This is a genomic window from Kitasatospora sp. NPDC057198 (assembly GCF_042670125.1).
Classification (GTDB): domain Bacteria; phylum Actinomycetota; class Actinomycetes; order Streptomycetales; family Streptomycetaceae; genus Kitasatospora.
The window spans coordinates 1-24,406 of record NZ_JBHUWH010000069.1 but is presented as its reverse complement, the minus strand read 5'-3'; the positions used below and the strand labels follow the sequence as shown (position 1 = coordinate 24,406).

Genomic DNA, 24,406 nt, shown 5'->3' with positions numbered 1-24,406 from the left:
GAGCGGCGCACCGTGGAGGAGGACCATGAACGACCAGCTCCTGCCGGCCTGCCGGGCCGTGGTCACGATCGTGTTCGCGGCCTCCGCGCTCGGGAAGGGCAGGTCGCCCGCGCGGTTCGCGGCGGCGCTGCGGGCGATGCGGGTGGTGCCCGGACGGCTGGCCGGGCCGCTGTCGGTCGCGGTGCCGGTGGCGGAGGCCGCGGTGGCGGTGGCGGTCTGGGTGCCCGCGCCGGCGGCCTGGGCGTTCGTCCTGGCCTCGGCGATGCTGGCGGTGTTCACCGCGGCCCTGGTCTCGGTGCTGCGGCGCGGGATCGCCGCCCCCTGCTCCTGCTTCGGGGTCTCGACGGCTCCGGTCGGCCCCGCCCAGGTGGTGCGCAACTGCGTTCTCCTGGCGTTCTGCGCCGTCGGCTCCTGGGCCGCCTTCACGACTTCCCGGCCGACGGTCGTACCGGATTACGGGGGAATGGCGGTCGGCCTCCTGGTGGCAGTTCCCTCCAGTATTCTCCTGATCTTCTCGGAAATCGTTGCAGATGTTTTCGCCAAGCCCTCTGTCGAACATTCCGGGCGTCATTGAAATGCATTCCAGCCCGCCCGATCGGAGGCCGTGAAAGTGCTTGCAGTCGCCGTCTGCCTGGTGGCTTGTCTGTCCATCTTCAATCTGCTCCTCACGCTCGCCCTGGCCCGCAGGACCGCCGTTTCCGGAACCGGGGCGCCGGGCGGAGCACCCCGGTCCAACCGGCTGCCGGACGGCTCCCCGCTGCCCGGGTTCACCGCCCGGACCCTCTCCGACGGGCCGGTCACCCGGGACGACCTGAGCGGCGAACTGGTGATCGGCTTCTTCTCCTCCACCTGCCGGCCCTGCCTGGACCAGGCGCCGGAGTTCGCCGAGGCGGCCCGCGAGCGGCCGGGCGGCCGCGCGGCCGCGCTCGCCGTCGTCCAGGGCGGCGGCCCGCTGGAGCGGCAGCTGCTGCGGCTGCTCGACCCGGTGGCCCGAGTGGTCGTGGAACCGGCCGGCACCGGCGTGGCCGAGGCGCTCGGCATCACCGTGTGGCCGAGCTTCCTCACCGTGGACGCCGAGGGCCGGATCACCGACCGGGGGCCGTCCGCCGGCAGCCTGCCCACGATCCCCGCGCGGACGCCGTGACCGGCCCCTGGCAGCGCCCCGACCGCCGGATCCTGCGCTCCGCCGCCGACGCCGCGGGCCTGGCCTGGCGCTCCGGGCGGGCGGTGCTGCTCGGCCACCTGGCCGGGAGCGTGCTGGCCGGCCTGCTGCCGGCCGCCACCGCGCTGCTGGTGCGCGACCTGTTCGACACGCTCGTCCGGAACCCCTCGGACGGCGGCACCCGGCGGACCGTCGTCCTGCTGGCCGCCGCCGCGCTGGCCGCGGCCGTGCTGCCCGCGATCACCGGATACCTCCAGGCGCAGCACGCCCGGCAGGTGCGGGTGCGCGTCCAGGACGAGCTGTTCGCGGGCGTCAACCGGCTGCCCGGCCTGCGGTACTTCGAGGACCCGGGGTTCCAGGACGAGCTGCGGATGGCCCAGCAGGTCGGACAGGCCGCGCCCTCCCAGCTGATCGGGGCCGCGGTCTCCGTGCTCCAGTCCGCGGTCACCCTGGTGGGCTTCCTGGCCACCGTGTTCGTGCTCAACCCGGTGCTCGGGACGGTGATCGTCGCCGCCGGCCTCCCGGTGCTGCGCACCCAGCTCACCGCCGGCCGCCGCCAGGCCGCCCTGCTGCAGGGCATCACACCGGTCGTCCGGCGGCAGATGTTCTACGGGAGCCTGCTCTCGAACGCGGACGCGGTGAAGGAGATCCGGCTGTTCGGCCTGCAGGACTTCTTCCGCGACCGGGCCCGCCGGGACCTGGTCGCGGCGAGCGAGGCCGAGCGCGGCACCGCGCGCCGCAACCTGCGGTGGCTGCTGCCCCCGTCGGCGCTGGTCGCGGCGGTGTACGGGGCGGGCCTGTTCTGGGCGGTGCGGGAGGCCGGGCGCGGGGCGCTGTCGCTCGGCGACGTGTCGGTCTTCCTGGCCGCCGCCGCCGGGGTGCAGAGCGCGGTCGCCCAGATCGCGGGCAGCGGCAGCACCGCCTACCAGGCGCTGATCACCTTCGGGTCCTACCGCGCGGTGCGCACCGCCCCGCCGGACCTGGTCCTGCCCGGGGCGCCGGTCCGCCCGGCCTCCCCGGCCTCGGCGATCACCGTCGAGGACGTCTGGTTCCGCTACCACGACGACGCGCAGTGGGTGCTGCGCGGCGTCGACCTGACCATCCCGGTCGGCGGGACGCTCGCCCTGGTCGGCCTGAACGGCGCCGGCAAGAGCACCCTGGTCAAACTGCTCTGCCGGCTCTACGACCCGACCCGCGGCACGATCCGCTGGGACGGCACCGACATCCGCGAGTTCACCCCCGAGCAGCTGCGCGAACGGATCGGCGTGGTCTTCCAGGACTACTGCCACTACGACCTGACGGCCGGCGAGAACGTCGGCCTGGGCCGGCTCGACCGCCTGGACGACGCCGAGGCGGTCGCCGACGCCGCCCGGGCGGCCGGCATCCACGACCGGCTCACCCGGCTCCCGGGCGGCTACCGCACCCTGCTCAGCCGGATGTTCGCCGCGGAACCCGGGCCGGACGGCAGCACCTCGGGCACCTCGCTGTCCGGCGGCGAGTGGCAGCGCGTCGCGGTGGCCCGCGCCTTCATGCGGCGGGACTCCGACCTGCTGATCCTGGACGAGCCCAGCGCGGGACTGGACGCCGACGCCGAGAAGGAGATCCACGACCAACTGCGCGAACTGCGCGCCGGCACCACCGCCGTGGTGATCTCGCACCGGCTGAGCGCCGTCCGCGACGCCGACCGGATCGCCGTGCTCCGGGACGGCAGGATCACCGAACTCGGCGACCACCGGCGGCTGGTGGAGCTCGGCGGCGACTACGCCCGGCTGTTCGAGACCCAGGCCGACGGCTATCGTGACCCGGCCGGGGACCAGCAGCCGATCGGCGCGGCGCGGTGATCCCGGGCGAGGGGGGAGAGCCGTGACCGGCGGCCACTGGATGCTGTCCGCCGGGGCGGTGGCCGTGCTGCTGCCGCTGCTCCTGCTGCGCCGGACGCTGGTCCGGCTCCGGGTCAGCGGGGCGAGCATGGAACCCACCCTGCGCGACGGCCAGCGGGTGCTCTACCTGCGCGCGGGGCGGCTGGCGGCACGTCCCGGGCGGATCGTGGTCGCCGCCGTCCCCGCCCACCTGCGGGGCGGCAGGCGGAGCCTGGTGGTGAAGCGGGTCGCCGCGGTCGCCGGCCAGCCGATGCCGCCCGAGGTCTGCGCCGCCGCCGGCCTCCCCGCCGGGTCGGAGGTGCCCCGGGGGCAGGTGGTGCTGCTGGGCGACAACCCGGGGGCCAGCCACGACTCCCGGTCCTGGGGCCCGGTGGCGGCGTCCGGCGTGGTCGGCACGGTCCTCGGCGGCACTGGGCCGCGGGGCTGACGGAACGGTGAGCGGAATGAGGCGGTCGACGTGTTACTGATGGTGCGCTCGCAACTGCGGCACCGGCTGGGCCGGGCGGTCGCCCTGATGTCCGGGATCGCGGTGGCGACCTCGGCGTTCACGGTGCTCACCGGCGCGGCCCGGACGCAGGAGCTGCAGGTCAAGGGGACGGTCGAGGCCAACTCCCGTTCCGCGTACGACATCCTGGTCCGTCCGGTGGACGGGCGCAGCGCCACCGAGCAGCAGCGGGGGCTGGTCCAGGCCGGGTTCATGTCCGGGATCTACGGCGGGATCACCCTGGACCAGTGGCACCGGATCCAGCAGGTCCCCGGGGTGCTGGTCGCCGCGCCGCTGGCCCTGGTCGGGTACACGACGCCGCTGGTCAGCACCCAGGTCGACCTGGTGCCGCAGATCCCGGCGGGGCAGGACGGCGCGCTGTTCAAGGTCACCGCCACCACCCGCACCGACGGGGGGCTGAGCGCCTTCCCGGCCGCCACCACCTACCAGTACGTCACCCGCAACGACATGGTCACGCGGACGGGCGGCGGCCAGGGCGGCGGGACGCTGGAGGAACTGCCCGACGGGACGCGGGTCGAGGCGTGCCCCGAGCGGAAGGCCGGGGCCGGCAGCAAGCCGTTCGCCCCGGCCCCGACGGTGGAGTGCTCCTCCGCGGGGGCCTGGACCTGGACGGCGAACGGGGTGGACATCAGCCGCACCGAGGGGACCGGCCGGGCCGGCTACCTGGCGAGCATCCCGACCCCGCTGCTGATCGGCGCGGTCGACCCGGCCTCGGAGGCCGCGCTGGACGGCCTGGACGGCACCGTGACGTCCGGCCGCTACCTCGCCGACCACCAGCCCGCCGGCACCCGCGAGGTGCGGGCCGCCGAGACCTCCCCCGACGGCACCACCGTCGCCAAGACCCTCACCAGCACGACGTTCCCGGTGCTGGCGGCGGCCCGCAGCGACCTGGACAGCACCCTCGACATCACCGTCGAGCGGCTGGACGGCGCCGGCGGCCGCAACCCCGCCCAGCTCGGCGAGGACGCCATGGCCGGGCTGACCGGGCCCCGGGTCGCCGAACGGCGGATCACCGCCGGGGAGGCGTACGACCAGGCGCTGCGCGAGGCCCTCGACAAGAAGGCCGGCTCGTTCCGCGACAACGCCCCCCTGGTGACGTTCAGCTCCGGCCAGATCGAGTGGAGCACCGGCCCCGGCGGGGCCCTGGCGCCCGCCGAGGTGCACAACCCCGACGACACCTGGGCGATGCGGAACTCGAACGTCCCCTGGTACCAGGTGCCGCCGAGCAACGCCGACACCGCGCTGCGCCCGGTGCGCCCCCACCCGGCGCAGGGCCAGGACATGCCGGCCCCGGACGTCGTCGGCGTCTACGACCCCGGGAAGCTGGCCCCCACCAACCCGCTGACCGCCGTCCCGCTCGGCGTCTTCGACGCCCCCGGCACCACCGGCGCCGACGACGCCGCCCGGCAGGCCCTCGGCGGGAAGCCGCTGCGGCCCGACGGGAACATGGCCGGCCTGCTCACCCAGCCGCCGCAGCTGCTCACCACCCTGGACGCACTGCCCGCGATCACCGGCGGCGCGTACGAGGGGCAGATGCACTTCCGCGACCCGATCAGCTCGGTCCGGGTCAAGGTCGACGGCGTCACCGGCACCGACCCGGTCAGCCGGGAGCGGGTGCGGCTGGTCGCCGAGCAGATCCAGCAGTCCACCGGGCTGCTGGTGGACGTCACCTACGGCTCCTCGCCCCGGCCGGTGGACATCGCGCTGCCGCCCGGCGGGTACGGGCGGCCCGCGCTGGCGCTCACCCAGAACTGGGTCAAGCTCGGCGTCGCCTTCACCGTGCTGGACGCGCTGGACCGCAAGAGCCTCACCCTGTTCGTGCTGATCCTCGCCGTCTGCGCGCTGTTCGTCGCCAACTCGGTGGCGGCGGCCGTCCGCTCCCGGCGCACCGAACTGGGCGTGCTGTCCTGCCTGGGCTGGACGGCGGGCCGGATCGGGGCGACGCTGCTCGGCGAGGTCGCCCTGCTCGGGCTGACCGCCGGGCTGGCGGGCGCCGCACTGGCCTGGCCGACGGCCCGGCTGTTCGGCCTGCACGCCACCCTGCCGCGCGCCGCGCTCGCCGTCCCCGGCGCCGTCCTGCTGGCCCTGCTGGCCGGGGCCGTCCCGGTGCTGCGGGCCGCCCGGGCCGTCCCCGCCGAGGCCGTCCGCCCCGCCGTCTCCGACCCGCGCCGGGCCCGCCGCGGCCGCGGCCTGCTCGGCCTCGCCGCCGGCAACCTGCGGCGCACCCCGGGACGCAGCCTGCTGGGCGTGCTGAGCGTCGCCATCGGCAGCTCCGCGCTGACCGTCCTGCTCGGCGTCACCTGGACGTTCCGCAACTCGCTGGTCGGCTCGCTGCTCGGGCAGGCCGTGTCGTTCCGGATCCGCGGCATCGACTACGCCGCGGTCGGCACCGTGCTGGTGCTCGGCGCGCTCGCCGTCGCCGACGTGCTCTACCTGGGCATCCGGGAGCGCGCCGGGGAGTTCGCCGCGCTGGCCGCGTCCGGCTGGCGGGACGGCGAACTGGGCCGGCTCGTCCTCGCCGAGGGCACCCTGCTGGGCCTGGCCGGGGCGCTCGGCGGCGCCGCCGTCGGCACCGCCGCCACCGCCGCGCTGGCGGGGCGGCTGCCCGCCGTGCTGCTGGCCACCGCCGGGGCCGTCGCCGTCGGGGCGGTGCTGGTCACCGTGCTGGCCGCGCTCGTCCCGGCCGCGCTGCTGCGGCGCATCCCGCTCGGCCGACTTCTCACGGAGGACTGACCCGCATGACCGAGACCACCGAGACCACCGACACCCGGCCGGCCCGGGGCGCCGAAGTGGTCGTCACCGACGTGCGCAAGGCGTTCCGGACGGGCGGCGACCAGCAGCTGGTCGCCGTCGACGGGGTCAGCGTGCGGATCGCCCCGGGCCGGCTGGTCGCGCTGACCGGCCCGTCCGGCTCCGGCAAGTCGACGCTGCTGCACCTGATCGGCGCCATCGAGCGCCCCGACAGCGGCAGCATCGAGGTCGCCGGGACGGACATCGCCGCACTCGGCCGGCGCGCCCTGGCCGACTACCGGCGCGGCATCGGCATCGTCTTCCAGCGCTTCCACCTGCTGCCCGCGCTCACCGTGCTGGACAACGTGATCGCCCCCGTGCTGCCCGTCCGCACCGGCTTCGACAAGCGCGCCCGGGCCCGCGAGCTGCTCGCCGCCGTCGGCCTCGCCGGGCGGGAGGACGCCCTGCCGTCCAAGCTCTCCGGCGGGCAGCAGCAGCGGGTGGCGATCGCCCGGGCCCTGATCAACTCGCCGGCCCTGCTGCTCGCCGACGAGCCCACCGGCAACCTGGACAGCCGCACCGGCGAGGAGGTGGTCCAGCTGCTGAAGGACCTGCGCGAGACCCACGGCACCACCATGGTCATCGCCACCCACGACCAGGACCTGGCCGACGGCTGCGAGCAGCAGGTCCGGCTGCGCGACGGCAAGCTGCTCTGACCACCGGAACACCAGGACACCGGAACGCCAGGACACCGGAACGCCAGGACGCCGAGAGCCGCGGCGCCCGCCCGGGAGCGGACGCCGCGAGTCCCGGCGTGAGTGGCACGGGCGCCCCCACCCAGGGCCGCCCGGCCTTCGCACTCCCGACCCCCATCGAGGTGCGACCGCGCTTCCGCAGCCATCCCCCACGGTTGGATGCGGCCTGCGCTGACACCAATGGTGCGCGGCGACCATGGCCGCACAGTGACAGCAACGTGTCGGCCGCGTGATCTCTGGACGAGCCCGTGCCGACGCCGGCGGGGGGTGCCGCACCGCGTGCACGGGCGCGGTGCGGCGTAGGCTGGACACCCCCCGGGCGCACCGCGTTCCGGGCCTGTCGCGCTGCCCGGCCGCCTCCTGCGCCGGGCCACTCCCCGTCGTGGAGAAACTGACGTATGAGCCTGTCCGGACTGCTCGATGTCGTCGTACGGGACGCCGCCCTCGCCGAGGCGATCGAGGCGGCGGCCACGGGGCACAGGCAGCACCTCGACCTGGTCGGACCGCCCGCCGCCCGCCCGTTCGCGATCGCCGCGCTGGCCCGCTCGCTGGCCGCCCGCGGCGGCGAGGCGGGCCGGCCGGTGCTGGCCGTGACCGCCACCGGCCGGGAGGCCGAGGACCTCGCGGCCTCGCTGCGCTCGCTGCTGCCCGCCGACGCGGTCGCCGAGTTCCCGGCCTGGGAGACGCTGCCGCACGAGCGGCTCTCCCCGCGCTCGGACACGGTCGGCCGCCGGCTGGCCGTGCTGCGCCGGATCGTCCACCCGCGCGCCGACGACCCGGCCGCCGGCCCGGTGCAGGTGGTGGTCGCGCCGGTGCGCAGCGTGCTGCAGCCGCAGGTGAAGGGCCTGGCCGAGCTGGAGCCGGTGGCGCTGCGCCGCGGCGAGCAGCACGACCTGGGCGAGATCGCCCGCAAGCTGGCGGCCGCCGCCTACGCCCGGGTCGAACTGGTCGAGAAGCGCGGCGAGTTCGCGGTGCGCGGCGGCATCCTGGACGTCTTCCCGCCGACCGAGGAGCACCCGCTGCGGGTGGAGTTCTGGGGCGACGAGGTCGAGGAGATCCGCTACTTCAAGGTCGCCGACCAGCGCTCGCTGGAGATCGCCGAGCACGGGCTGTGGGCGCCGCCCTGCCGGGAGCTGCTGCTGACCGCCGAGGTGCGCGCGAAGGCCGCCGAACTGGCCGCCGAGCACCCCGAGTTGGGCGAGATCCTGGACAAGATCGCGCAGGGCATCGCGGTCGAGGGCATGGAGTCGCTGGCCCCGGTGCTGGTGGACGACATGGAGCTGCTGCTGGACGTCCTCCCGGCCGGTTCGATCGCCGTGGTCTGCGACCCGGAGCGGGTCCGCACCCGGGCCGCCGACCTGGTCGCCACCAGCCAGGAGTTCCTGGCCGCGTCCTGGGTGGCCGCCGCGGCGGGCGCCGACCGCCCGATCGACCTGGAGGCGATCGACGTCTCGGCCGCCTCGCTGTGGTCGCTGGCGGACGTCCGCGAGCACGCGGCGGGCATCGGCCTGCCGTGGTGGTCGGTGAGCCCGTTCGCCACCAGCGACTCCACGGTCGACGGCATCCTCGAACGCGACGCCGACACGCTCACCCTCGGCATGCACGCCGTCGAGGCGTACCGCGGCGACACCGCGCGGGCGATCGCCGACGCCCGGGAGCGGCTGGCCGCCGACTGGCGGGTGGTGATGGTCACCGAGGGCCACGGCCCGGCGTCCCGGCTGGCCGAGGTGCTCGGCAACGAGGGCATCGCGGCCCGGCTGGTCGCCGACCTCGCCGAGGCCCCGACCCGGGACGTGGTGTACGTCTCCTGCGGTTCGATCGAGCACGGCTTCGTCGACGAGGAGCTGAAGCTCACCGTCGTCACCGAGACCGACCTGTCCGGCCAGCGGTCCTCCACCAAGGACATGCGCCGGATGCCGTCCCGCCGCCGCAACGCGATCGACCCGCTGGCGCTGGCGGCCGGCGACTACGTGGTGCACGAGCAGCACGGCGTCGGCCGGTACGTGGAGATGGTGCAGCGCACCGTGCAGGGCGCCACCCGCGAGTACCTGGTGCTGGAGTACGCGCCCGCCAAGCGCGGCCACCCCGGCGACCGGCTGTTCGTGCCGACCGACCAGCTCGACCAGGTCACCAAGTACGTGGGCGGCGAGGCGCCGACCCTGCACCGGCTCGGCGGCGCGGACTGGGCGAAGACCAAGCAGCGGGCCAAGAAGGCGGTCAAGGAGATCGCCGCCGACCTGATCAAGCTGTACTCGGCCCGGATGGCGGCCCCCGGCCACGCCTTCGGCCCGGACACCCCGTGGCAGCGCGAACTGGAGGACGCCTTCCCGTACGCGGAGACGCCCGACCAGCTGACCACCATCGGCGAGGTCAAGGCCGACATGGAGAAGTCCGTCCCGATGGACCGGCTGATCTGCGGCGACGTCGGCTACGGCAAGACCGAGATCGCCGTGCGCGCCGCCTTCAAGGCCGTCCAGGACGGCAAGCAGGTGGCGGTGCTGGTGCCCACCACGCTGCTGGTGCAGCAGCACTTCTCGACCTTCGCCGAGCGGTACGCCAACTTCCCGGTCACGGTGAGGGCGCTGTCCCGGTTCCAGACCGACACCGAGGCGAAGGCCGTCCTGGAGGGCCTGTTCGAGGGCTCGGTGGACGTGGTCATCGGCACCCACCGGCTGTTCTCCTCGGAGACCAGGTTCAAGGACCTGGGCCTGGTCATCGTCGACGAGGAGCAGCGCTTCGGCGTCGAGCACAAGGAGCAGCTGAAGAAGCTGCGGGCCAACGTCGACGTGCTGACGATGTCCGCGACCCCGATCCCGCGCACCCTGGAGATGGCGGTCACCGGCATCCGCGAGATGTCCACCATCACCACCCCGCCGGAGGAGCGGCACCCGGTGCTGACCTTCGTCGGCCCGTACGACGAGAAGCAGATCGCCGCCGCGGTCCGCCGCGAACTCCTGCGCGAGGGCCAGGTGTTCTACATCCACAACCGGGTCGAGTCGATCGACAAGGCGGCCGCCCGGCTGAAGGACCTGGTGCCGGAGGCCCGGGTGGCGACCGCGCACGGGCAGATGGGGGAGACCCAGCTGGAGAAGGTCGTCGTCGACTTCTGGGAGAAGGAGTTCGACGTCCTGGTCTCCACCACCATCGTCGAGTCCGGCATCGACATCTCCAACGCCAACACCCTGATCGTCGAGCGCGGCGACACCTTCGGCCTCTCCCAGCTGCACCAGCTGCGCGGCCGGGTCGGCCGCGGCCGCGAGCGCGGCTACGCGTACATGCTGTACCCGCCGGAGAAGCCGCTCACCGAGACCGCGCACGAGCGCCTCGCCACCATCGCCCAGCACACCGAGATGGGCGCGGGCATGTACGTCGCGATGAAGGACCTGGAGATCCGCGGCGCCGGCAACCTGCTCGGCGGCGAGCAGTCCGGGCACATCGCCGGCGTCGGCTTCGACCTCTACATGCGGATGGTCGGCGAGGCGGTCGCCGAGTTCCGCGAGTCGCTGGAGGGCGGCGGCGGGGAGCCGGAGGAGGAGCCGCTGGAGGTGAGGATCGAGCTGCCGGTCGACGCGCACGTCCCGCACGACTACGCGCCGGGGGAGCGGCTGCGGCTGCAGGCGTACCGCTCGATCGCGGCGGTCAACTCGGAGGCCGACATCGCGCAGGTCCGCGAGGAGCTCACCGACCGGTACGGCAAGCTGCCCGAGCCGGTGGAGAACCTGCTGCTGGTGGCGGGGCTGCGGCTGTTCGCCCGGCGCTGCGGCATCGGCGACATCACCCTGCAGGGCACCTTCGTCCGGTTCGGCCCGGTCGAGCTGCGCGAGTCGCAGCAGCTGCGGCTGAACCGGCTCTACCCGCGCACCCAGGTCAAGTCCGCCGCCCAGCAGCTGCTGGTGCCGCGGCCCGGCAGCGGCGGCCGGATCGGCGGCAAGCCGCTGGTCGGCCGGGAGCTGCTGTCCTGGTGCGCCGAGTTCCTCGGCACCATGTTCGAGGACCTCAAGCGGTAGCGGAGCGGCACCGCCGGACCCCCGCCGCGCCGGACGGCGGCGGGGGTCTGGTCCTGGCGGGCGGTGGTCAATAGGGTTCGTCCCAGCCACGTACGCAGACGTGCGCAGAGCACCACCGGACCGCGCTCCACCGCCCAGGAGGCCCCAGTGATCCGCACCAGCTCCGCCCGCCGACCGCTCGCCGTGCTCGGCGCCGCGGTCGCCGCCGCCGCCCTCTCCGCCTGCGGCGCCGCACCGGCCCACCAGGGTGCGGCCGCGGTGGTCGGCGGCGACCGGATCAGCGTCGCCCAGGTCCAGGCCCGGGTCGCCGCCGTCCGCGAGGGCACCGACCGGGCGGGCGCCGCCGGCGACGAGCAGCCCGGCCTGGCCCGGCACGCCGTCTCCGACCTGATCCTCGGCAAGGTCGTCGCCCGCGCCCTGGCGGACCGCCGACTCGACGTCAGCCAGGGCGAGATCGACCAGGCCAGGGCCGCCGACGCGCGGACCGTGGGCAGCGAGGCCAAGCTCGCCGAACTGCTGCGCGCCAAGCAGGGCGTCCCGGCCGACGGCGTCGACGGCTTCTACCGCCAGCAGATCGGCCTGGTGAAGCTGGCCGGCGGCCAGGACCCGAACAGCGCCGACGGCGACGCCGCCATCCGCAAGGCCCTGGTCGCCGCGGGCACCGCCCTGCACATCGAGGTCAACCCCCGCTACGGCACCTGGAACACCGCCAAGATCGGCCTGGAGGGCAGCACCGAGAACTGGCTCCCGCAGACCCTCCGCGACCTCTGACGCCGCCCGGGGCGCTCCTGGACCGGACGGGTGAGCGCCCCCGCGCCTCCGCCGTGTCCGCGGAGCGATCCCGCACCGGCCGGTGAGGCTGGGCACCTCTGCCCAGCCCGCCGCACCGGTTGCGAGGTCACCCGTGGTTCAGCGCCGTTCCCCCCGGCCGAGGACGCTGCGCGTACTGTGCGCGGCCCTGCCCGTCGCCGGGCTGCTCGTCCCCCTGGCCGCGGCCCCCGCGCCGGCCCTGCCGGCGCACGGCAACCCGGCGGTGGCCGCCAAATCGGTGCTGACCTGCGACGGCAGCGACGGCTCGCCCTGCAACGACACCGGGGGCAGCGACAACGACCGCACCGGGTACGTGGAGAGCGACCCGGACGCGCCCGGCGGCACCGGGCCGGACGACACCGCCACGCCCGACTCCAGCACCGTCCCCCCGCCGTCCGCGAGCCCCTCGCAGCGCCCGAGCGGCACCCCGCAGCCCGTGCCCGGCCCCGGCGTGAGCGGCCCCGGCGTGAGCGGCCGCCTCCCCGACACCGGGAGCGCCGGAGCTCTCCCACTGGTCGGCCTGGCCGCCCTCGGCTGCGCCCTGGCCGGTCTGATGGTCCTGGCGTCCAGGGCCCGCCGCCGCTGACCGGCCCGCCGCCGCTGACCGGCCCGCGGTCCGACCGGCGCGACCGGCCGCTCCGGGCCCCGCGATAGGTTCGGTCCCGTGGACACCCCGAAGCTGATCCTGCTGACCACCACCCACCGCGTCGCCCCCGGCCTGCTGTCCTGGCCCGCCTGGGAGGCGCTCCGGTCCGCGCCCGAGGTGCTGGCCGGCGTCGCGGACCACCCGCAGCTGGCCGCCCTGCGCGCGGCGGGCGTCGAGCCGGAGGTGGTGGAGCGGCCGTCCGCCCCCGCGCTGGCCCGGCTGCTGCTCGCGCGGGCGCCCGCCGTCTGGCTGGAGAGCCCGGACGGCGACCCGGGCCTGACCGACGCGCTGGCCCGGATCGCGGTGGAGGAGGCCGGCGAGCACCCGGAGATCGAGGTGCTGCCGGGCTCGTACGACCTGCCGGGCGCCCGGCTGCTCGACCTGGTCACCGTGATGGACCGGCTGCGCTCGCCCGGCGGCTGCCCGTGGGACGCCGAGCAGACCCACCAGAGCCTGGTGAAGTACCTGGTCGAGGAGGCGTTCGAGCTGGTCGAGGCGATCGAGGAGGGCGACCGGGAGACCCTGCGCGAGGAGCTCGGCGACGTGCTGCTGCAGGTGTTCTTCCACGCGCGGATCGCCGAGGAGGACGCCGGCGACCCGTTCTCGATCGACGACGTCGCGGGCGACATCGTCGAGAAGCTGATGTACCGCCACCCGCACGTGTTCGGCGACGTGAGCGTGACCGGCTCCGCGGAGACCGAGGCCAACTGGGAGCAGCTGAAGGCGGCGGAGAAGCAGCGCGAGTCGGTGCTCGACGGCGTGCCCGCCGGGCTGCCCGCGCTGGCGTACGCGGCCAAACTGGTCTCCCGGGTGCGCCGGGCGCACTTCACCGGCGTGCCGGACGCGCCGTACGAGCTGCCCGCCGAGCTGACCGCCGAGTCCGCGGGCGACCTGCTGCTGGCCGTCGCGCAGCGGGCGTACGACCGGGGCGTGGACGTGGACGCGGCGCTGCGCGCGGCGGCCCGCCGCTACCGCGCGGCGGTCCGGGCCGCGGAGGGCCTGGAGCCCTGACCGGTCGACGGGCCCAGCCGGTCGACGGGCCCGACCGGCCGACGGGCCTGACCGGTCGAGGGGCCTAGCCGGCCAGCGGGACGTCGGCGACCGGGCGGCGCTGGGCCGGGACGACCTCGCCGATCGCCTCGCCGACCAGGGCGAGGACCTCGGCCAGCGGGTCGAGGTGGCCGGGCAGGTCGGCGAGCTGGACGATCCGCTCGCCGTCCGGGCCCGCGACCGCGAACAGGTCGATCGGGCCGAGGTGCTTGACGGCGGTGGCGACCAGCGCGGCGATGTCCGCCGGGTGGTGGACGTCTCCGGAGACGCCGACCACCGGGCAGCCGGGGCGGTCGAGTTCGGCGGCCAGGTCCTCGGCGATGCCGGGGCGCAGGTCGGCGACGAGCAGGCCGGCGGCGCCGGCGGCGGAGAACCGGCGGGCCAGGTCGGCCCCCGAACCCCCGTCGAGCACCGCGATGACCACCACTGCACCGGCTACTCGCATGGCCTGCTCCCCTTTCAGAGCGCGCACCCGTGGCCGGCCCGCACGCCGCCCACGGTGGTTATCGGAGGATCGTAGGCTCGCCCCGACGCTCCGCAACAGGGATTACCCACCAGGTGACCAGACTCACGCGCCGGCGCTTCCCGATACGGTCAAGACATGCCAGACCAGCCCCACGCACCCCAGCCGCCACTGTTCACCTGGGAGTTCGCCGCCGACCCCTACCCGGCGTACGCCTGGCTGCGGGAGCACGCGCCGGTGCACCGCACCACCCTGCCGAGCGGGGTCGACGCCTGGCTGGTCACCCGCTACGCGGACGCCCGGCAGGCGCTCGCCGACGCCCGGCTGTCCAAGAACCCGGCGCACCACAGCGAGCAGGCCCACCGCAGCGGCCGGGTCGGCATCCCCGGCGAGCGGCAGGCCGACCTGATGACCCACCTGCTGAACATCGACCCGCCCGACCACACCCGGCTGCGCCGGCTGGTCTCCAAGGCGTTCACCCCGCGCCGGGTGGCCGAGTTCGAACCGCGGGTGCGGGAGATCACCGACCGGCTGATCGACTCCTTCGCCGGCCGCGGCGAGGCCGACCTGATCCACGAGTTCGCCTTCCCGCTCCCCATCTACGCGATCTGCGACCTGCTCGGCGTCCCGGCCGAGGACCAGGACGACCTGCGCGACTGGGCGGGCATGATGATCCGCCACGTCGGCGGTAAGAGGGGAGGGGTCGGCCGGGCCGTCAAGCAGATCCGCGGGTACCTGGCCGACCTGATCCACCGCAAGCGCGCCGACCCGGGCGACGACCTGATCTCCGGCCTGATCCGGGCCAGCGACCACGGCGAGCACCTCACCGAGAACGAGGCCGCGGCGATGGCCTTCATCTTGCTCTTCGCCGGGTTCGAGACCACCATCAACCTCATCGGCAACGGCATGTACGCGCTGCTGCGCACCCCGGACCAGCGCACCCTGCTCCAGGAGTCGCTGGGCCGCGGCGAGTCGGGCCTGCTGGAGACCGGCGTCGAGGAACTCCTGCGCTACGACGGCCCGGTGGAGCTGGCCACCTGGCGGTTCGCCACCGCGCCGCTGACCATCGGCGGGGCGGCGATCCCGGTCGGCGACCCGGTGCTGGTGGTGCTGGCCGCGGCGGACCGCGACCCGGCCCGGTTCTCCGCCGAGAACACCCTCGACCTGGCCCGCTCGGACAACCCGCACCTGGGTTTCGGTCACGGCATCCACTACTGCATCGGCGCCCCGCTGGCCCGGCTTGAGGGGCAGTGCGCGATCGGCAGCCTACTGACCAGGCTTCCGGACGTTCGGCTCGCGGCGGACCCGGCGGAACTGCGCTGGCGGGGCGGGCTGATCATGCGCGGTCTGCGCGACCTCCCGGTCTCCTTCACGCCCCGCTGACGCCGTTTCAGCCCCCGCGACACGCCGCCGCGCAGGGCCGACGACGCGCCGGGGCGGGGGCGCGCGTCGCACTCCGGTTCGGAACGAATCCGGACATACCTGGATCGTTCGTGTACGTGTATCGAAGATCCGTAATTTCGGCGTGATCATGGTGATATGAGCTTGTGATTGCTCGTCAGCTTTGCCTACTCTCCGACATGCCCGCAGCTGCGGGCCCCGATCGCGGCACGCCGAGTCCTGTCCGCCGCGCCCTCGGGCCACCTACCAGGTACCGGACAGGAGCGGGGGAACCAGTGTGAACGCCGTAGTCCCAACGGCTTGGGGTGAAGCCGCCGAGCAGCCGACGCGACCGCGTCCGGAGCGAACGGCGGCCGGGCCAACCTCCCGGTCCGAACCCGACAGCTCACCTCGCAGGCGTGCGGAGAGGATGTCCCGTGCTGTTCGCCAACACCCCTCGCCACCGCCGTAGTACCAAGGCCGAGAAGGTCATCGCCGCCGCCGGCGTGGCCTCGGTCGGCCTGGCCCTGCCACTGTTGGCCGCCACCGGAGCGGCAGCCGCACCCGTCGACACCTGGGACCGCGTGGCCCAGTGCGAGAGCGGCGGCAACTGGAGCATCAACACCGGAAACGGTTTCTACGGCGGCCTGCAGTTCACCTCCTCCACCTGGCGCGCCTTCGGCGGCGGCCAGTACGCGGCCCGCGCCGACCAGGCCAGCCGCGCCCAGCAGATCGCGGTGGCCGAGCGGGTGCTCGCCTCCCAGGGCCCCGGCGCCTGGCCGGTCTGCTCCAAGCGGGCCGGACTCGCCAAGGGCGGCGCGCCCGCCGACACCTCCGAGGACACCGCCTCGCGCTCCCAGGAGCGCCCGACCGCGCCCCAGCAGCCGAAGAGCCCGCCGTCGAAGAAGCCGGCCGGGCCCGCTGCCCCCGCCCAGCCCCAGGCCGCCCCGCAGGACGGCGCCCCGCAGACCGCGCCCGCCGGCGGCTACACCGTCCAGGACGGCGACACGCTCTCCGGCATCGCCGCCGCGCAGAACGTGTCCGGCGGCTGGGAGCGGATCTACCGGGCCAACCACGAGCTGATCGGCGCCGACCCCGACCTGATCCTGCCCGGCCAGGTGCTCTCCCTCTGACACCGGCCCCGCACCGGTCCCGGCATGTGGGACGCGCCGGCCCGGCGGCCTGACGAGGCCCCGCCGCAGCCCTGACGAGGGCCGCGTCCCCTGACCGTCCGTCCGCTCCCGGCGTGCGCCCAGCAGTTCGCGCCGCCGGGGGCGGCGGAGCGGCCGTCAAACAGGTGAACTACCGGTGAGTAGCCGGGCCACACCGTGAGACGGGACCCGGCCGGGCGTGGCCGCAGGGCGCTGTGCGGCTAGGCTCTGGTCGTAACGACCACACATCCGCTTCCGCTAGGAGATGCCTCGTGCCGTCCATTGATGTCGTCGTAGCCCGTGAGATCCTCGACTCCCGCGGCAACCCCACGGTCGAGGTCGAGGTCGGTCTCGACGACGGCAGCACCGGTCGCGCGGCCGTCCCGTCGGGCGCCTCCACCGGTGCCTTCGAGGCCCTGGAGCTCCGTGACGGCGACAAGAGCCGCTACTTCGGCAAGGGCGTCGAGAAGGCCGTCCTCGCCGTGATCGAGCAGATCGGCCCCGAGCTGGTCGGCTACGACGCCACCGAGCAGCGCCTCATCGACCAGGCCATGCTCGACCTGGACGCCACCCCGGACAAGTCCTCGCTCGGCGCCAACGCCATCCTGGGCGTCTCCCTCGCCGTGGCGCACGCCGCCTCCGAGGCCAGCGACCTGCCGCTGTTCCGCTACCTGGGCGGCCCGAACGCCCACGTGCTGCCCGTCCCGATGATGAACATCCTCAACGGCGGCTCGCACGCGGACTCCAACGTCGACATCCAGGAGTTCATGATCGCCCCGATCGGCGCGGAGTCCTTCTCCGAGGCCGTCCGCTGGGGCGTCGAGGTCTACCACACCCTCAAGGGCGTGCTGAAGGAGCGCGGGCTCTCCACCGGCCTGGGCGACGAGGGCGGCTTCGCCCCGAACCTGGACTCCAACCGCGAGGCCCTGGACCTCATCACCGAGGCCATCAAGAAGGCCGGCTACACCCCGGGCAAGGACGTCGCGCTCGCCCTGGACGTCGCCGCCTCCGAGTTCTACAAGGACGGCGCCTACCAGTTCGAGGGCAAGGCGCTCTCCTCCGCCGACCTGACCGCGTACTACGCCGAGCTGGTCGCCGACTACCCGCTGGTCTCCATCGAGGACCCGCTGGACGAGTCGGACTGGGACGGCTGGAAGACCATCACCGACGCGCTCGGCGACAAGGTCCAGCTGGTCGGCGACGACCTGTTCGTCACCAACCCGGAGCGCCTGCGCAAGGGCATCGAGACCGGCACCGCCAACGCCCTGCTGGTCAAGGTCAACCAGATCGGCTCGCTCACCGAGACCCTGGACGCCGTCGAGCTGGCCCAGCGCAACGGCTACCGCTGCATGATGTCGCACCGCTCCGGCGAGACCGAGGACGTCACCATCGCCGACCTCGCCGTCGCCACCAACTGCGGCCAGATCAAGACCGGCGCCCCGGCCCGCTCCGAGCGCGTCGCCAAGTACAACCAGCTGCTGCGCATCGAGGAGATCCTCGACGACGCCGCCGAGTACGCGGGCCGTTCCGCGTTCCCGCGGTTCCGCTCCGCGGACAAGTAAGCACAGCAAGGGCTGAATGTACTGAGCTCGATGTGACCGGTGCCCCGGCTCCCACCGCGTAGGGTGGGGCCGGGGCACCGGCATGCGCAGGAGGGGCGAGCAGATGGCCAAGTGGAGGATTCCCGGTTTGGCGGCGCGACCGCGCTTCACCAGCCGGGCCACCGTGCTGGTGCTCGTGCTGTGCTCGCTGGTGGCGATACTCGCCTACCCGGCCCGCCAGTACATCGCCCAGCGCGGCGAGATCGCCGACCAGCGGGCCAAGGCCGAGCACGCCCGCCGGCAGGTCGACGAACTGCGCCGGGAGAGGGCCCGCTGGCAGGACCCGGAGTACGTCAAGGCCCAGGCCCGTGAGCGGCTGCACTACGCGCTGCCCGGCGAGACCCCGTTCGTCTCGGTCGCCCCGCCGCCCCCGCCCGGTGCGAAGACCCCCTCGGCCGACGGCGCGACCGGCCGCCCGAAGGCGCTCAAGCCCTGGTACGCCACCCTCTGGGACTCGGTGGACGCCGCCGACGCCGCGGCGCCCGCGCCGCAACCGGTGCCCTGACGCCCCAACGACCCCCGCCCCCTCTGACGAACAGACTCCCGATGAGCAACCAGAACCCTCCCGCGTCCGACGCCCCCGAGGTCGCCGAGCGCGACGTCGCCGCCATCGCCGCCCAGCTCGGCCGGGTGCCGCGCGGGCTGCGCGGTGTCGCCCACCGCTGCCCCTGCGGCAACCCGGACGTGGTGGAGACCGCGCCCCGGCTGCCCGACGGCACACCGTTCCCGACGTTCTACTACCTGACCTGCCCCCGGGCCGCCTCGCTGATCGGCACCCTGGAGGCGGACGGCGTGATGAAGGAGCAGACCGCCCGGCTCGCCGAGGACCCGGAGCTCGCCGCCGCCTACCAGAAGGCGCACGAGGACTACATCGCCCGCCGGGACGCCGTCGAGGTGCTGGAGGGCTTCCCCAGCGCCGGCGGCATGCCCGACCGGGTCAAGTGCCTGCACGTGCTGGTCGGGCACTCGCTGGCCGCCGGGGAGGGCGTCAACCCGCTCGGCGACGAGGCGATCGGGATGCTGGAGCAGTGGTGGGCCAAGGGTCCGTGCGTCAGTGACGCCGAGGTCGAGGCGGCCGGCGAGCGGGTCGCCCGCAACCGGGCCAAGGCCAAGGACCACGACGCGGTGATCGCCGCCAAGGAGGCGCTGAGCGCCGAGCGGGCCGCCCGCAAGGCCGCCGCCGACGCCGAATCCGCCGAAGCCGACGCCGAAGCCGACGCCGCCGGGCAGGAGGACGGGCAGTGACCGCCACCCGGGTCGCCGCGATCGACTGCGGCACCAACTCGATCCGCCTGCTGATCGCCGACCTCGACCCGGCCACCGGGGACATCACCGACCTCGACCGGCGGATGCTGATCGTCCGGCTCGGCCAGGACGTGGACCGCACCGGGCGGCTGCACCCCGAGGCGCTGGCCCGCACCTTCGCGGCCTGCCGCGAGTACGCGGAGGTGATCGCCGCGCACGGGGTCGCCCCGGAGCGGATCCGGATGGTCGCCACCTCGGCCTCCCGGGACGCCGAGAACGCCGCCGAGTTCGCCGCCGGGGTCAAGGAGATCCTGGGCGTCACGCCGAGCGTGGTCAGCGGCGACGAGGAGGCCCGGCTGTCCTTCACCGGCGCCACCCGCGAACTGCTCGGCGGCCCGCACCGGCCGCCGTACCTGGTGTTCGACCTGGGCGGCGGCTCCACCGAGTTCGTGCTCGGCGAGCGGGACGTGCGGGCCGCGTACTCGATGGACATCGGCTGCGTGCGGATGACGGAGCGTCACTTCGCGGGGGGGCAGCCCACCGAGGCGCAGATCGAGGCCGCGCGGGCCGACATCCGGGCCGCGCTGGACACCGTCGCCGGGGCGGTGCCGCTGGACTCCGGCGCCACCCTGATCGGCCTGGCCGGGACGGTCACCACCGTCGCCGGGATCGCCCTGGAACTGCCCGGCTACGACTCCGAGCGGATCCACCACGCGGTGGTCGGCGTCGAGCGGGTGCGGGAGACCGCCCAGTGGCTGCTGCACTCCTCGCACGCCGAGCGGGCCGCCGTCCCGGTCATGCACCCCGGCCGGGTGGACGTGATCGCCGCCGGCGCGCTGGTGCTGCTGGAGGTCATGGAGCGCACCGGGGCCGCCGAACTGCTGGTCTCCGAGCACGACATCCTGGACGGGATCGCCTGGTCGATCGCCTGATCCACCGACTGCCGGGAGGCCCCCGGAGGGTGCGCGGGAGACCCCCGCGGGCCCCTCCGGGGGCCTCCCGGCGTGTCGCGGCGAGAACCTTCGTGAATTTCTTCACATGGCAATCCAGCCTTTCGACCCACTACGAGCCACCCCGGCGACCGAAATGTGGGACCGAAGGCACTGTCGGCGGGTCGCTCGTGGGATCGCAGGCAACCTGTGGTTCATCCCGGAGAAATCGAAACCCCGCTCGGGAACCCGGGCGGTACCGGGATCGTTGCTGCTCAGCGCGGCACCGCGGGCCGGAACGCTCACCGCGGACGGCCGGCGGGGGTGAGGAGGGCCGACCGGGCCGAAAGTGCGGGCGCGCAGTGTAGCACCCGGTGTCCAGGAGCTTGTGACGGGCCTCACGAACGGCCCATCAGGCGGGGGTGGATACTTTCGGATATGAGCACCACGGAGCGTCCTCGCATCCTCATTGTCGGCGGTGGTTACGTCGGCCTGTATGCCGCGATGCGCATCCTCAAGAAGATGCGCTACGGCGAAGCGACCGTCACGGTCGTCGACCCGCGGTCGTACATGACGTACCTGCCCTTCCTTCCCGAGGCGGCCGGCGGCAACGTCGCGCCTCGCAACCTCGTCGCGCCGCTGCGCAGCGCCCTCAAGAAGGCGGAGGTGCTCACCGGTCACGTGACCGAGGTGGACCACGCCCGCAAGGTCGCCACCATCCAGCCCGCGGCGGGCGACTCCTACGAACTGCCCTTCGAGTACCTGGTCGTGGCGACCGGCTCGGTGTCCCGCACCTTCCCGATCCCGGGTCTGGCGGAGCACGGCATCGGCATGAAGACGGTCGAGGAGGCGATCAGCCTCCGCAACCACGTCATGGCGCAGCTCGACAAGGCCGAGTCCACCACGGACGAGGACGTCCGGCGCAAGGCCCTGACCTTCGTGGTCATCGGCGGTGGCTTCGCCGGCATCGAGACCGTCGCCGAGATCGAGGACATGGCGCGCGACGCCGCCAAGATCTACAAGACCGTCAGCCGCGACGACATGCGCTTCGTGGTGGTGGAGGCGGCCAACCGCATCCTCCCCGAGATGGGCCCGGACCTCGGTCTGTGGACCAAGGGCCGCCTGGAGGAGCGCGACATCGAGGTCTACATCGAGACCTCGATGGACTCCTGCGTCGACCAGCACGTGGTGCTGAAGAACGGCATGGAGTTCGACGCCTCCACCATCGTGTGGACCGCGGGCGTCAAGCCCAACCCGGTGGTCAACCGCTTCGGCCTCCCGCTCGGCCCGCGCGGCCACGTGGACACCGCGGCGACCCTCCAGGTGCAGGGCTTCGACTACGTGTGGGCGGCCGGCGACAACGCCCAGGTCCCCGACCTGGCCGCCGGTGAGGGCGCCTGGTGCCCGCCGAACGCGCAGCACGCCGTCCGGCAGGCCGCCGTCCTCGGTGACAACGTCATCGCGGGCATGCGCGGCTTCCCGCAGGCCGAGTACAAGCACAAGAACCTCGGCGCGGTGGCCGGCCTCGGCCTGCACAAGGGCGTGGCGATCCTCTTCGGCAAGGTCAAGCTGAAGGGCCGCCTGGCCTGGTGGTTCCACCGCGGCTACCACGGCGCGATGGTCCCGACCATGAACCGCAAGATCCGGGTCTTCACCGACTGGACCCTGGCGATGTTCCTCAAGCGCGAGACGGTCGGCCTCTCCGAGATGGAGAAGCCCTTCGACGCCTTCCAGGAGGCGACCGCCCCCGCGCCGAAGCCCGCCGCCGCAGCCGCGCCGGAGAAGGAACTCGCCGCGAGCAAGTAAGTCGCGCGCGAGCGAGTACGTCGCGAGCGAGCAAGCGACCAGACCCGACACAGGTCGGGTACGAGTCGGAGGCCCTCCGCCCGGCAGCGCCGCCGGACCACGACCTCCGTGGTGCTCAGCCGGCCCCGCCACCGGGCGGAGTACAGCAGGCAGTTGACGAAGGCCCCCACCCTCCACCGGGTGGGGGCCTTCGGGCGTTCCGGGGCTTTCGGGCGTTCCGGGGCCGGCGGGAGGGGTCGGAGTCGGCGGGAGGGGCCCGGGACCTGGAGGAGGGGCCGGGAGCGTCAGGAGGGGTCGGCGGGTGCCGTCCGGTCGGTGAGCCGCTCGTGCCGCTGGCGGGCCGCCTGCGGCGTCCCCAGCCCGAGCCCGAAGGCGATGTCCTGCCAGGTCATCCCGCGGCCGCGGGCCATGGTGAGCAACCCGGCCTCCAGTTCGTCGAGTTCGGCCCGCACCAGCGGCAGCAGGGTCAGCGCGGCCAGCACGTCGTCCCGGTCGACCTCCGGCTCGCCGTCCTCGGCCAGGGCCGCCCCGCTGAGCAGGAACGCCACCAGCCGCACCGCCTCGTGCGGGGCGGGCATCGCCGGGTTGGTCTGCCGTCGGCGCTGCCCGTCGGTGGCGGCGTGCCGCTCGGCGATCCGGAACAGCGAGGCGTACACCCGCCGGGCGCGGGCGGCGGCGGGATCGGGCGGGGCGAACGGGTCGGCGTCCGGGGGCGGCGGGGGAGGGGTGTCGGTCATGGCCCCAGGATGCTCCCTGAACGCCAAGTGGTCAAGGATTCGTTGTGAACGAGTTGTTCAAAAGGTGGCCGGGGTCGGGGCCGGGGCCGGTGGAGCGGGCGGGACGTCGGCGGCTTCTTGGCGGCCGTGGAACGGTCCTGTAGAAATGGGTGTCGAACGGCGCCTCGGAGGTGGACGACGTGGACCGGCCACAGGGTGGGGCGGACGGGATCGGTCAGCGCCTGCGCGAGCTGCGGCTCGGGCGCGGGCTCAGCCAGCAGGACCTCGCCTCCGAGGACGTCTCGGTCAGCTACGTGTCCCTGATCGAGACCGGCAAGCGGGTCCCGTCCGAGGCCGTGCTGAAGAGCCTCGCCGAGCGGGTCGGCTGCTCGGTGGAGCACCTGCGCACCGGGCGCGACGACGCCACCGTCCGGGAGCTCGAACTCAAGGCGGCCTTCGGCGACATGGCGCTGCGCAACGGCGCCGACGAGGAGGCGCTGCGGTCCTTCGGCGAGGTGCTCGCCTCGGCGCAGCTGCTCGACGGCGCGACGGTCCGCCGGGCCCGGCTCGGCCAGGCGCTGGCGTTCGAGAAGCTGGGCCGGCGGGAGGACGCCATCCCGCCGCTGACCGAACTCCTGGAGGACCCGGCCACGGTGGCCGGCTCGGCCCAGTGGGCGCAGGTCGCGGTGGCGCTGTGCCGCTGCTACCGGGACTCCGGCGACCACCTCATGAGCGTCGAGACGGGCGAGCGGGCGATGCGCGAACTCGACGAGCTCGGGCTGGACGTCACCGACGACCACATCCAGCTCGGCTCCACCCTGATCGGCTGCTACCGGGAGCGCGGCGACCTGAGCCGGGCCCACCTGATCGCCACCCGGCTGCTGGAGGCCGCCGAACGGACCGGCTCGCGGGTCGCCCGCGGCGCGGTCTACTGGAACGCCGCACTGATCGCCAAGTCGCGCGGACGGCTGGACGAGGCGCTCGGCCTCGCCGAGCGGGCGCTGATGCTGATGGCCGAGACCGACAACGTCCGGCACCTCGCCCTGCTCAAGGGCGTGTACGGCAGGATCGTCCTCGAGACGGAGCCGCCCGACCTGGCGCGGGCCCGTACCCTGCTGAACGAGTCCCAGCACGGACTGCTGGAGGCCGGTACCGGTGCCGAGCGGGTCTTCGGCGAGACCGGCCTGGCCCAACTGGCCATCCGGTCCGGTGAGTTCGACGCCGCGGTGGAGCACGCCGGCCGGGCGCTCGAACTGGTGCGGGTCGAGCCGTGGCTCGAGGCCGCCAAGGCCCGGGTGCTGTTGGCCGAGGCCCGCTTCCTCGGCGGGGACCCGCGCGGCGGCGAGGCCGAGCTGCGCGCCGCCGAGCACGGGCTCGGGGAGCTGGAGGCCGACCGCGGTTCGGCGGGGGTCTGGCGGCGGGTCGGCGACCTCTGGCAGCGGCTCGACCGGCCGGACGAGGCGATGCGCGCCTACCAGCAGGCGCTGAACGGCGTCGGCCTGCGGCCGCTGCCCGGCGCGGTCCGGGAGGCTTCGCCCCGGCGGGCCGGCAGGTAGTCGCGGCGGGTGGC

General features: G+C 74.3%; 20 protein-coding genes and 1 riboswitch. Of the genes, 18 read left to right on the top strand and 2 right to left on the bottom strand.

Annotated elements, in window-relative coordinates; all coding sequences use genetic code 11:
- The first annotated feature begins 25 nt into the window (after positions 1-25).
- From ACFUEL_RS11530 to ACFUEL_RS11485, 10 genes are all read left to right on the top strand, one after another.
- On the top strand, positions 26-574 hold the full coding sequence (locus ACFUEL_RS11530) for a MauE/DoxX family redox-associated membrane protein (RefSeq protein WP_380235896.1): 549 nt from the start codon (positions 26-28) through the stop codon (positions 572-574).
- Positions 575-610: 36 nt separating this feature from the next.
- Positions 611-1,144 carry a TlpA disulfide reductase family protein gene (locus ACFUEL_RS11525; RefSeq protein WP_380235895.1) on the top strand — a complete coding sequence of 178 codons (534 nt, stop codon included), beginning with the start codon at positions 611-613 and terminating at the stop codon, positions 1,142-1,144.
- Entirely contained in the window at positions 1,141-3,003 is a 1,863-nt protein-coding gene (locus tag ACFUEL_RS11520; RefSeq protein WP_380235894.1) for an ABC transporter ATP-binding protein, read from the top strand. Before ACFUEL_RS11525 ends, ACFUEL_RS11520 begins: the two co-directional genes overlap by 4 nt.
- Before the next feature lie 22 nt (positions 3,004-3,025).
- Positions 3,026-3,469, top strand: a complete 444-nt coding sequence (locus ACFUEL_RS11515) for a S26 family signal peptidase (protein WP_380235893.1) — start codon at positions 3,026-3,028, stop codon at positions 3,467-3,469.
- 39 nt (positions 3,470-3,508) lie between these two features.
- Positions 3,509-6,280 carry an FtsX-like permease family protein gene (locus ACFUEL_RS11510; protein WP_380235892.1) on the top strand — a complete coding sequence of 924 codons (2,772 nt, stop codon included), beginning with the start codon at positions 3,509-3,511 and terminating at the stop codon, positions 6,278-6,280.
- Between the two features lie 5 nt (positions 6,281-6,285).
- Positions 6,286-6,993 (top strand): ABC transporter ATP-binding protein, encoded by a 708-nt coding sequence (locus ACFUEL_RS11505; protein WP_380235891.1) that lies wholly within the window; start codon positions 6,286-6,288, stop codon positions 6,991-6,993.
- Positions 6,994-7,430: 437 nt separating this feature from the next.
- Positions 7,431-11,039 (top strand): transcription-repair coupling factor, encoded by a 3,609-nt coding sequence (gene mfd, locus ACFUEL_RS11500; protein ID WP_380235890.1) that lies wholly within the window; start codon positions 7,431-7,433, stop codon positions 11,037-11,039.
- A gap of 147 nt (positions 11,040-11,186) precedes the next feature.
- Positions 11,187-11,810, top strand: a complete 624-nt coding sequence (locus ACFUEL_RS11495; protein WP_380235889.1) for a SurA N-terminal domain-containing protein — start codon at positions 11,187-11,189, stop codon at positions 11,808-11,810.
- 133 nt (positions 11,811-11,943) lie between these two features.
- Positions 11,944-12,435 (top strand): hypothetical protein, encoded by a 492-nt coding sequence (locus ACFUEL_RS11490; RefSeq protein WP_380235887.1) that lies wholly within the window; start codon positions 11,944-11,946, stop codon positions 12,433-12,435.
- Positions 12,436-12,513: 78 nt separating this feature from the next.
- Positions 12,514-13,506, top strand: coding sequence for a MazG family protein (locus ACFUEL_RS11485; RefSeq protein WP_380235886.1), 993 nt, complete (start codon positions 12,514-12,516; stop codon positions 13,504-13,506).
- 64 nt (positions 13,507-13,570) lie between these two features.
- Here ACFUEL_RS11485 and ACFUEL_RS11480 read toward each other — a convergent pair whose 3' ends face one another.
- Positions 13,571-13,990, bottom strand: a complete 420-nt coding sequence (locus ACFUEL_RS11480; RefSeq protein ID WP_380235885.1) for an SDR family NAD(P)-dependent oxidoreductase — start codon at positions 13,988-13,990, stop codon at positions 13,571-13,573.
- 156 nt (positions 13,991-14,146) lie between these two features.
- On the opposite strand from ACFUEL_RS11480, the gene ACFUEL_RS11475 reads away from it, so the two are divergent.
- The 7 genes from ACFUEL_RS11475 (at position 14,147) to ACFUEL_RS11445 (ending at position 22,120) form a co-directional block, all read left to right on the top strand.
- Complete coding sequence (locus tag ACFUEL_RS11475) at positions 14,147-15,391, top strand: cytochrome P450 (protein ID WP_380235884.1); 1,245 nt, start codon at positions 14,147-14,149, stop codon at positions 15,389-15,391.
- A gap of 252 nt (positions 15,392-15,643) precedes the next feature.
- Positions 15,644-15,822, top strand: a riboswitch (cyclic di-AMP (ydaO/yuaA leader).
- Between the two features lie 3 nt (positions 15,823-15,825).
- Entirely contained in the window at positions 15,826-16,521 is a 696-nt protein-coding gene (locus ACFUEL_RS11470) for a transglycosylase family protein (protein WP_380235883.1), read from the top strand.
- Between the two features lie 290 nt (positions 16,522-16,811).
- Entirely contained in the window at positions 16,812-18,101 is a 1,290-nt protein-coding gene (eno, locus tag ACFUEL_RS11465; RefSeq protein WP_380235882.1) for a phosphopyruvate hydratase, read from the top strand.
- 127 nt (positions 18,102-18,228) lie between these two features.
- The gene (locus ACFUEL_RS11460; protein ID WP_380235881.1) at positions 18,229-18,645 is read left to right on the top strand and encodes a septum formation initiator family protein; all 417 of its coding nucleotides are present in this window, start codon (positions 18,229-18,231) and stop codon (positions 18,643-18,645) included.
- Between the two features lie 41 nt (positions 18,646-18,686).
- Entirely contained in the window at positions 18,687-19,385 is a 699-nt protein-coding gene (locus ACFUEL_RS11455) for a DUF501 domain-containing protein (protein WP_380235880.1), read from the top strand.
- Positions 19,382-20,317 carry an exopolyphosphatase gene (locus ACFUEL_RS11450; protein ID WP_380235879.1) on the top strand — a complete coding sequence of 312 codons (936 nt, stop codon included), beginning with the start codon at positions 19,382-19,384 and terminating at the stop codon, positions 20,315-20,317. Before ACFUEL_RS11455 ends, ACFUEL_RS11450 begins: the two co-directional genes overlap by 4 nt.
- Before the next feature lie 435 nt (positions 20,318-20,752).
- Positions 20,753-22,120: an NAD(P)/FAD-dependent oxidoreductase gene (locus ACFUEL_RS11445; RefSeq protein ID WP_380235878.1), complete on the top strand. Its 1,368-nt coding sequence runs from the start codon at positions 20,753-20,755 to the stop codon at positions 22,118-22,120.
- A 284-nt stretch (positions 22,121-22,404) separates the two neighbouring features.
- On the opposite strand, the gene ACFUEL_RS11440 is transcribed toward ACFUEL_RS11445, so the two are convergent.
- Entirely contained in the window at positions 22,405-22,857 is a 453-nt protein-coding gene (locus ACFUEL_RS11440; RefSeq protein ID WP_380235877.1) for a DNA-binding protein, read from the bottom strand.
- A gap of 179 nt (positions 22,858-23,036) precedes the next feature.
- Between ACFUEL_RS11440 and ACFUEL_RS11435 the strand changes: the two genes are divergently transcribed.
- Positions 23,037-24,392 carry a helix-turn-helix domain-containing protein gene (locus ACFUEL_RS11435; RefSeq protein WP_380235876.1) on the top strand — a complete coding sequence of 452 codons (1,356 nt, stop codon included), beginning with the start codon at positions 23,037-23,039 and terminating at the stop codon, positions 24,390-24,392.
- The last annotated feature ends 14 nt before the right edge of the window (positions 24,393-24,406 follow it).

What these genes read in the sequence shown, in the direction of transcription:
- ACFUEL_RS11480 (WP_380235885.1), bottom strand. Translation starts at nt 13,990, where the DNA reads ATGCGAGTAGCCGGTGCAGTGGTGGTCATCGCGGTGCTCGACGGGGGT.
- ACFUEL_RS11445 (WP_380235878.1), top strand. Translation starts at nt 20,753, where the DNA reads ATGAGCACCACGGAGCGTCCTCGCATCCTCATTGTCGGCGGTGGTTAC.
- ACFUEL_RS11505 (WP_380235891.1), top strand. Translation starts at nt 6,286, where the DNA reads ATGACCGAGACCACCGAGACCACCGACACCCGGCCGGCCCGGGGCGCC.
- ACFUEL_RS11510 (WP_380235892.1), top strand. Translation starts at nt 3,509, where the DNA reads ATGGTGCGCTCGCAACTGCGGCACCGGCTGGGCCGGGCGGTCGCCCTG.
- mfd (WP_380235890.1), top strand. Translation starts at nt 7,431, where the DNA reads ATGAGCCTGTCCGGACTGCTCGATGTCGTCGTACGGGACGCCGCCCTC.
- ACFUEL_RS11455 (WP_380235880.1), top strand. Translation starts at nt 18,687, where the DNA reads ATGAGCAACCAGAACCCTCCCGCGTCCGACGCCCCCGAGGTCGCCGAG.
- ACFUEL_RS11530 (WP_380235896.1), top strand. Translation starts at nt 26, where the DNA reads ATGAACGACCAGCTCCTGCCGGCCTGCCGGGCCGTGGTCACGATCGTG.
- ACFUEL_RS11475 (WP_380235884.1), top strand. Translation starts at nt 14,147, where the DNA reads ATGCCAGACCAGCCCCACGCACCCCAGCCGCCACTGTTCACCTGGGAG.
- ACFUEL_RS11440 (WP_380235877.1), bottom strand. Translation starts at nt 22,857, where the DNA reads ATGACCGACACCCCTCCCCCGCCGCCCCCGGACGCCGACCCGTTCGCC.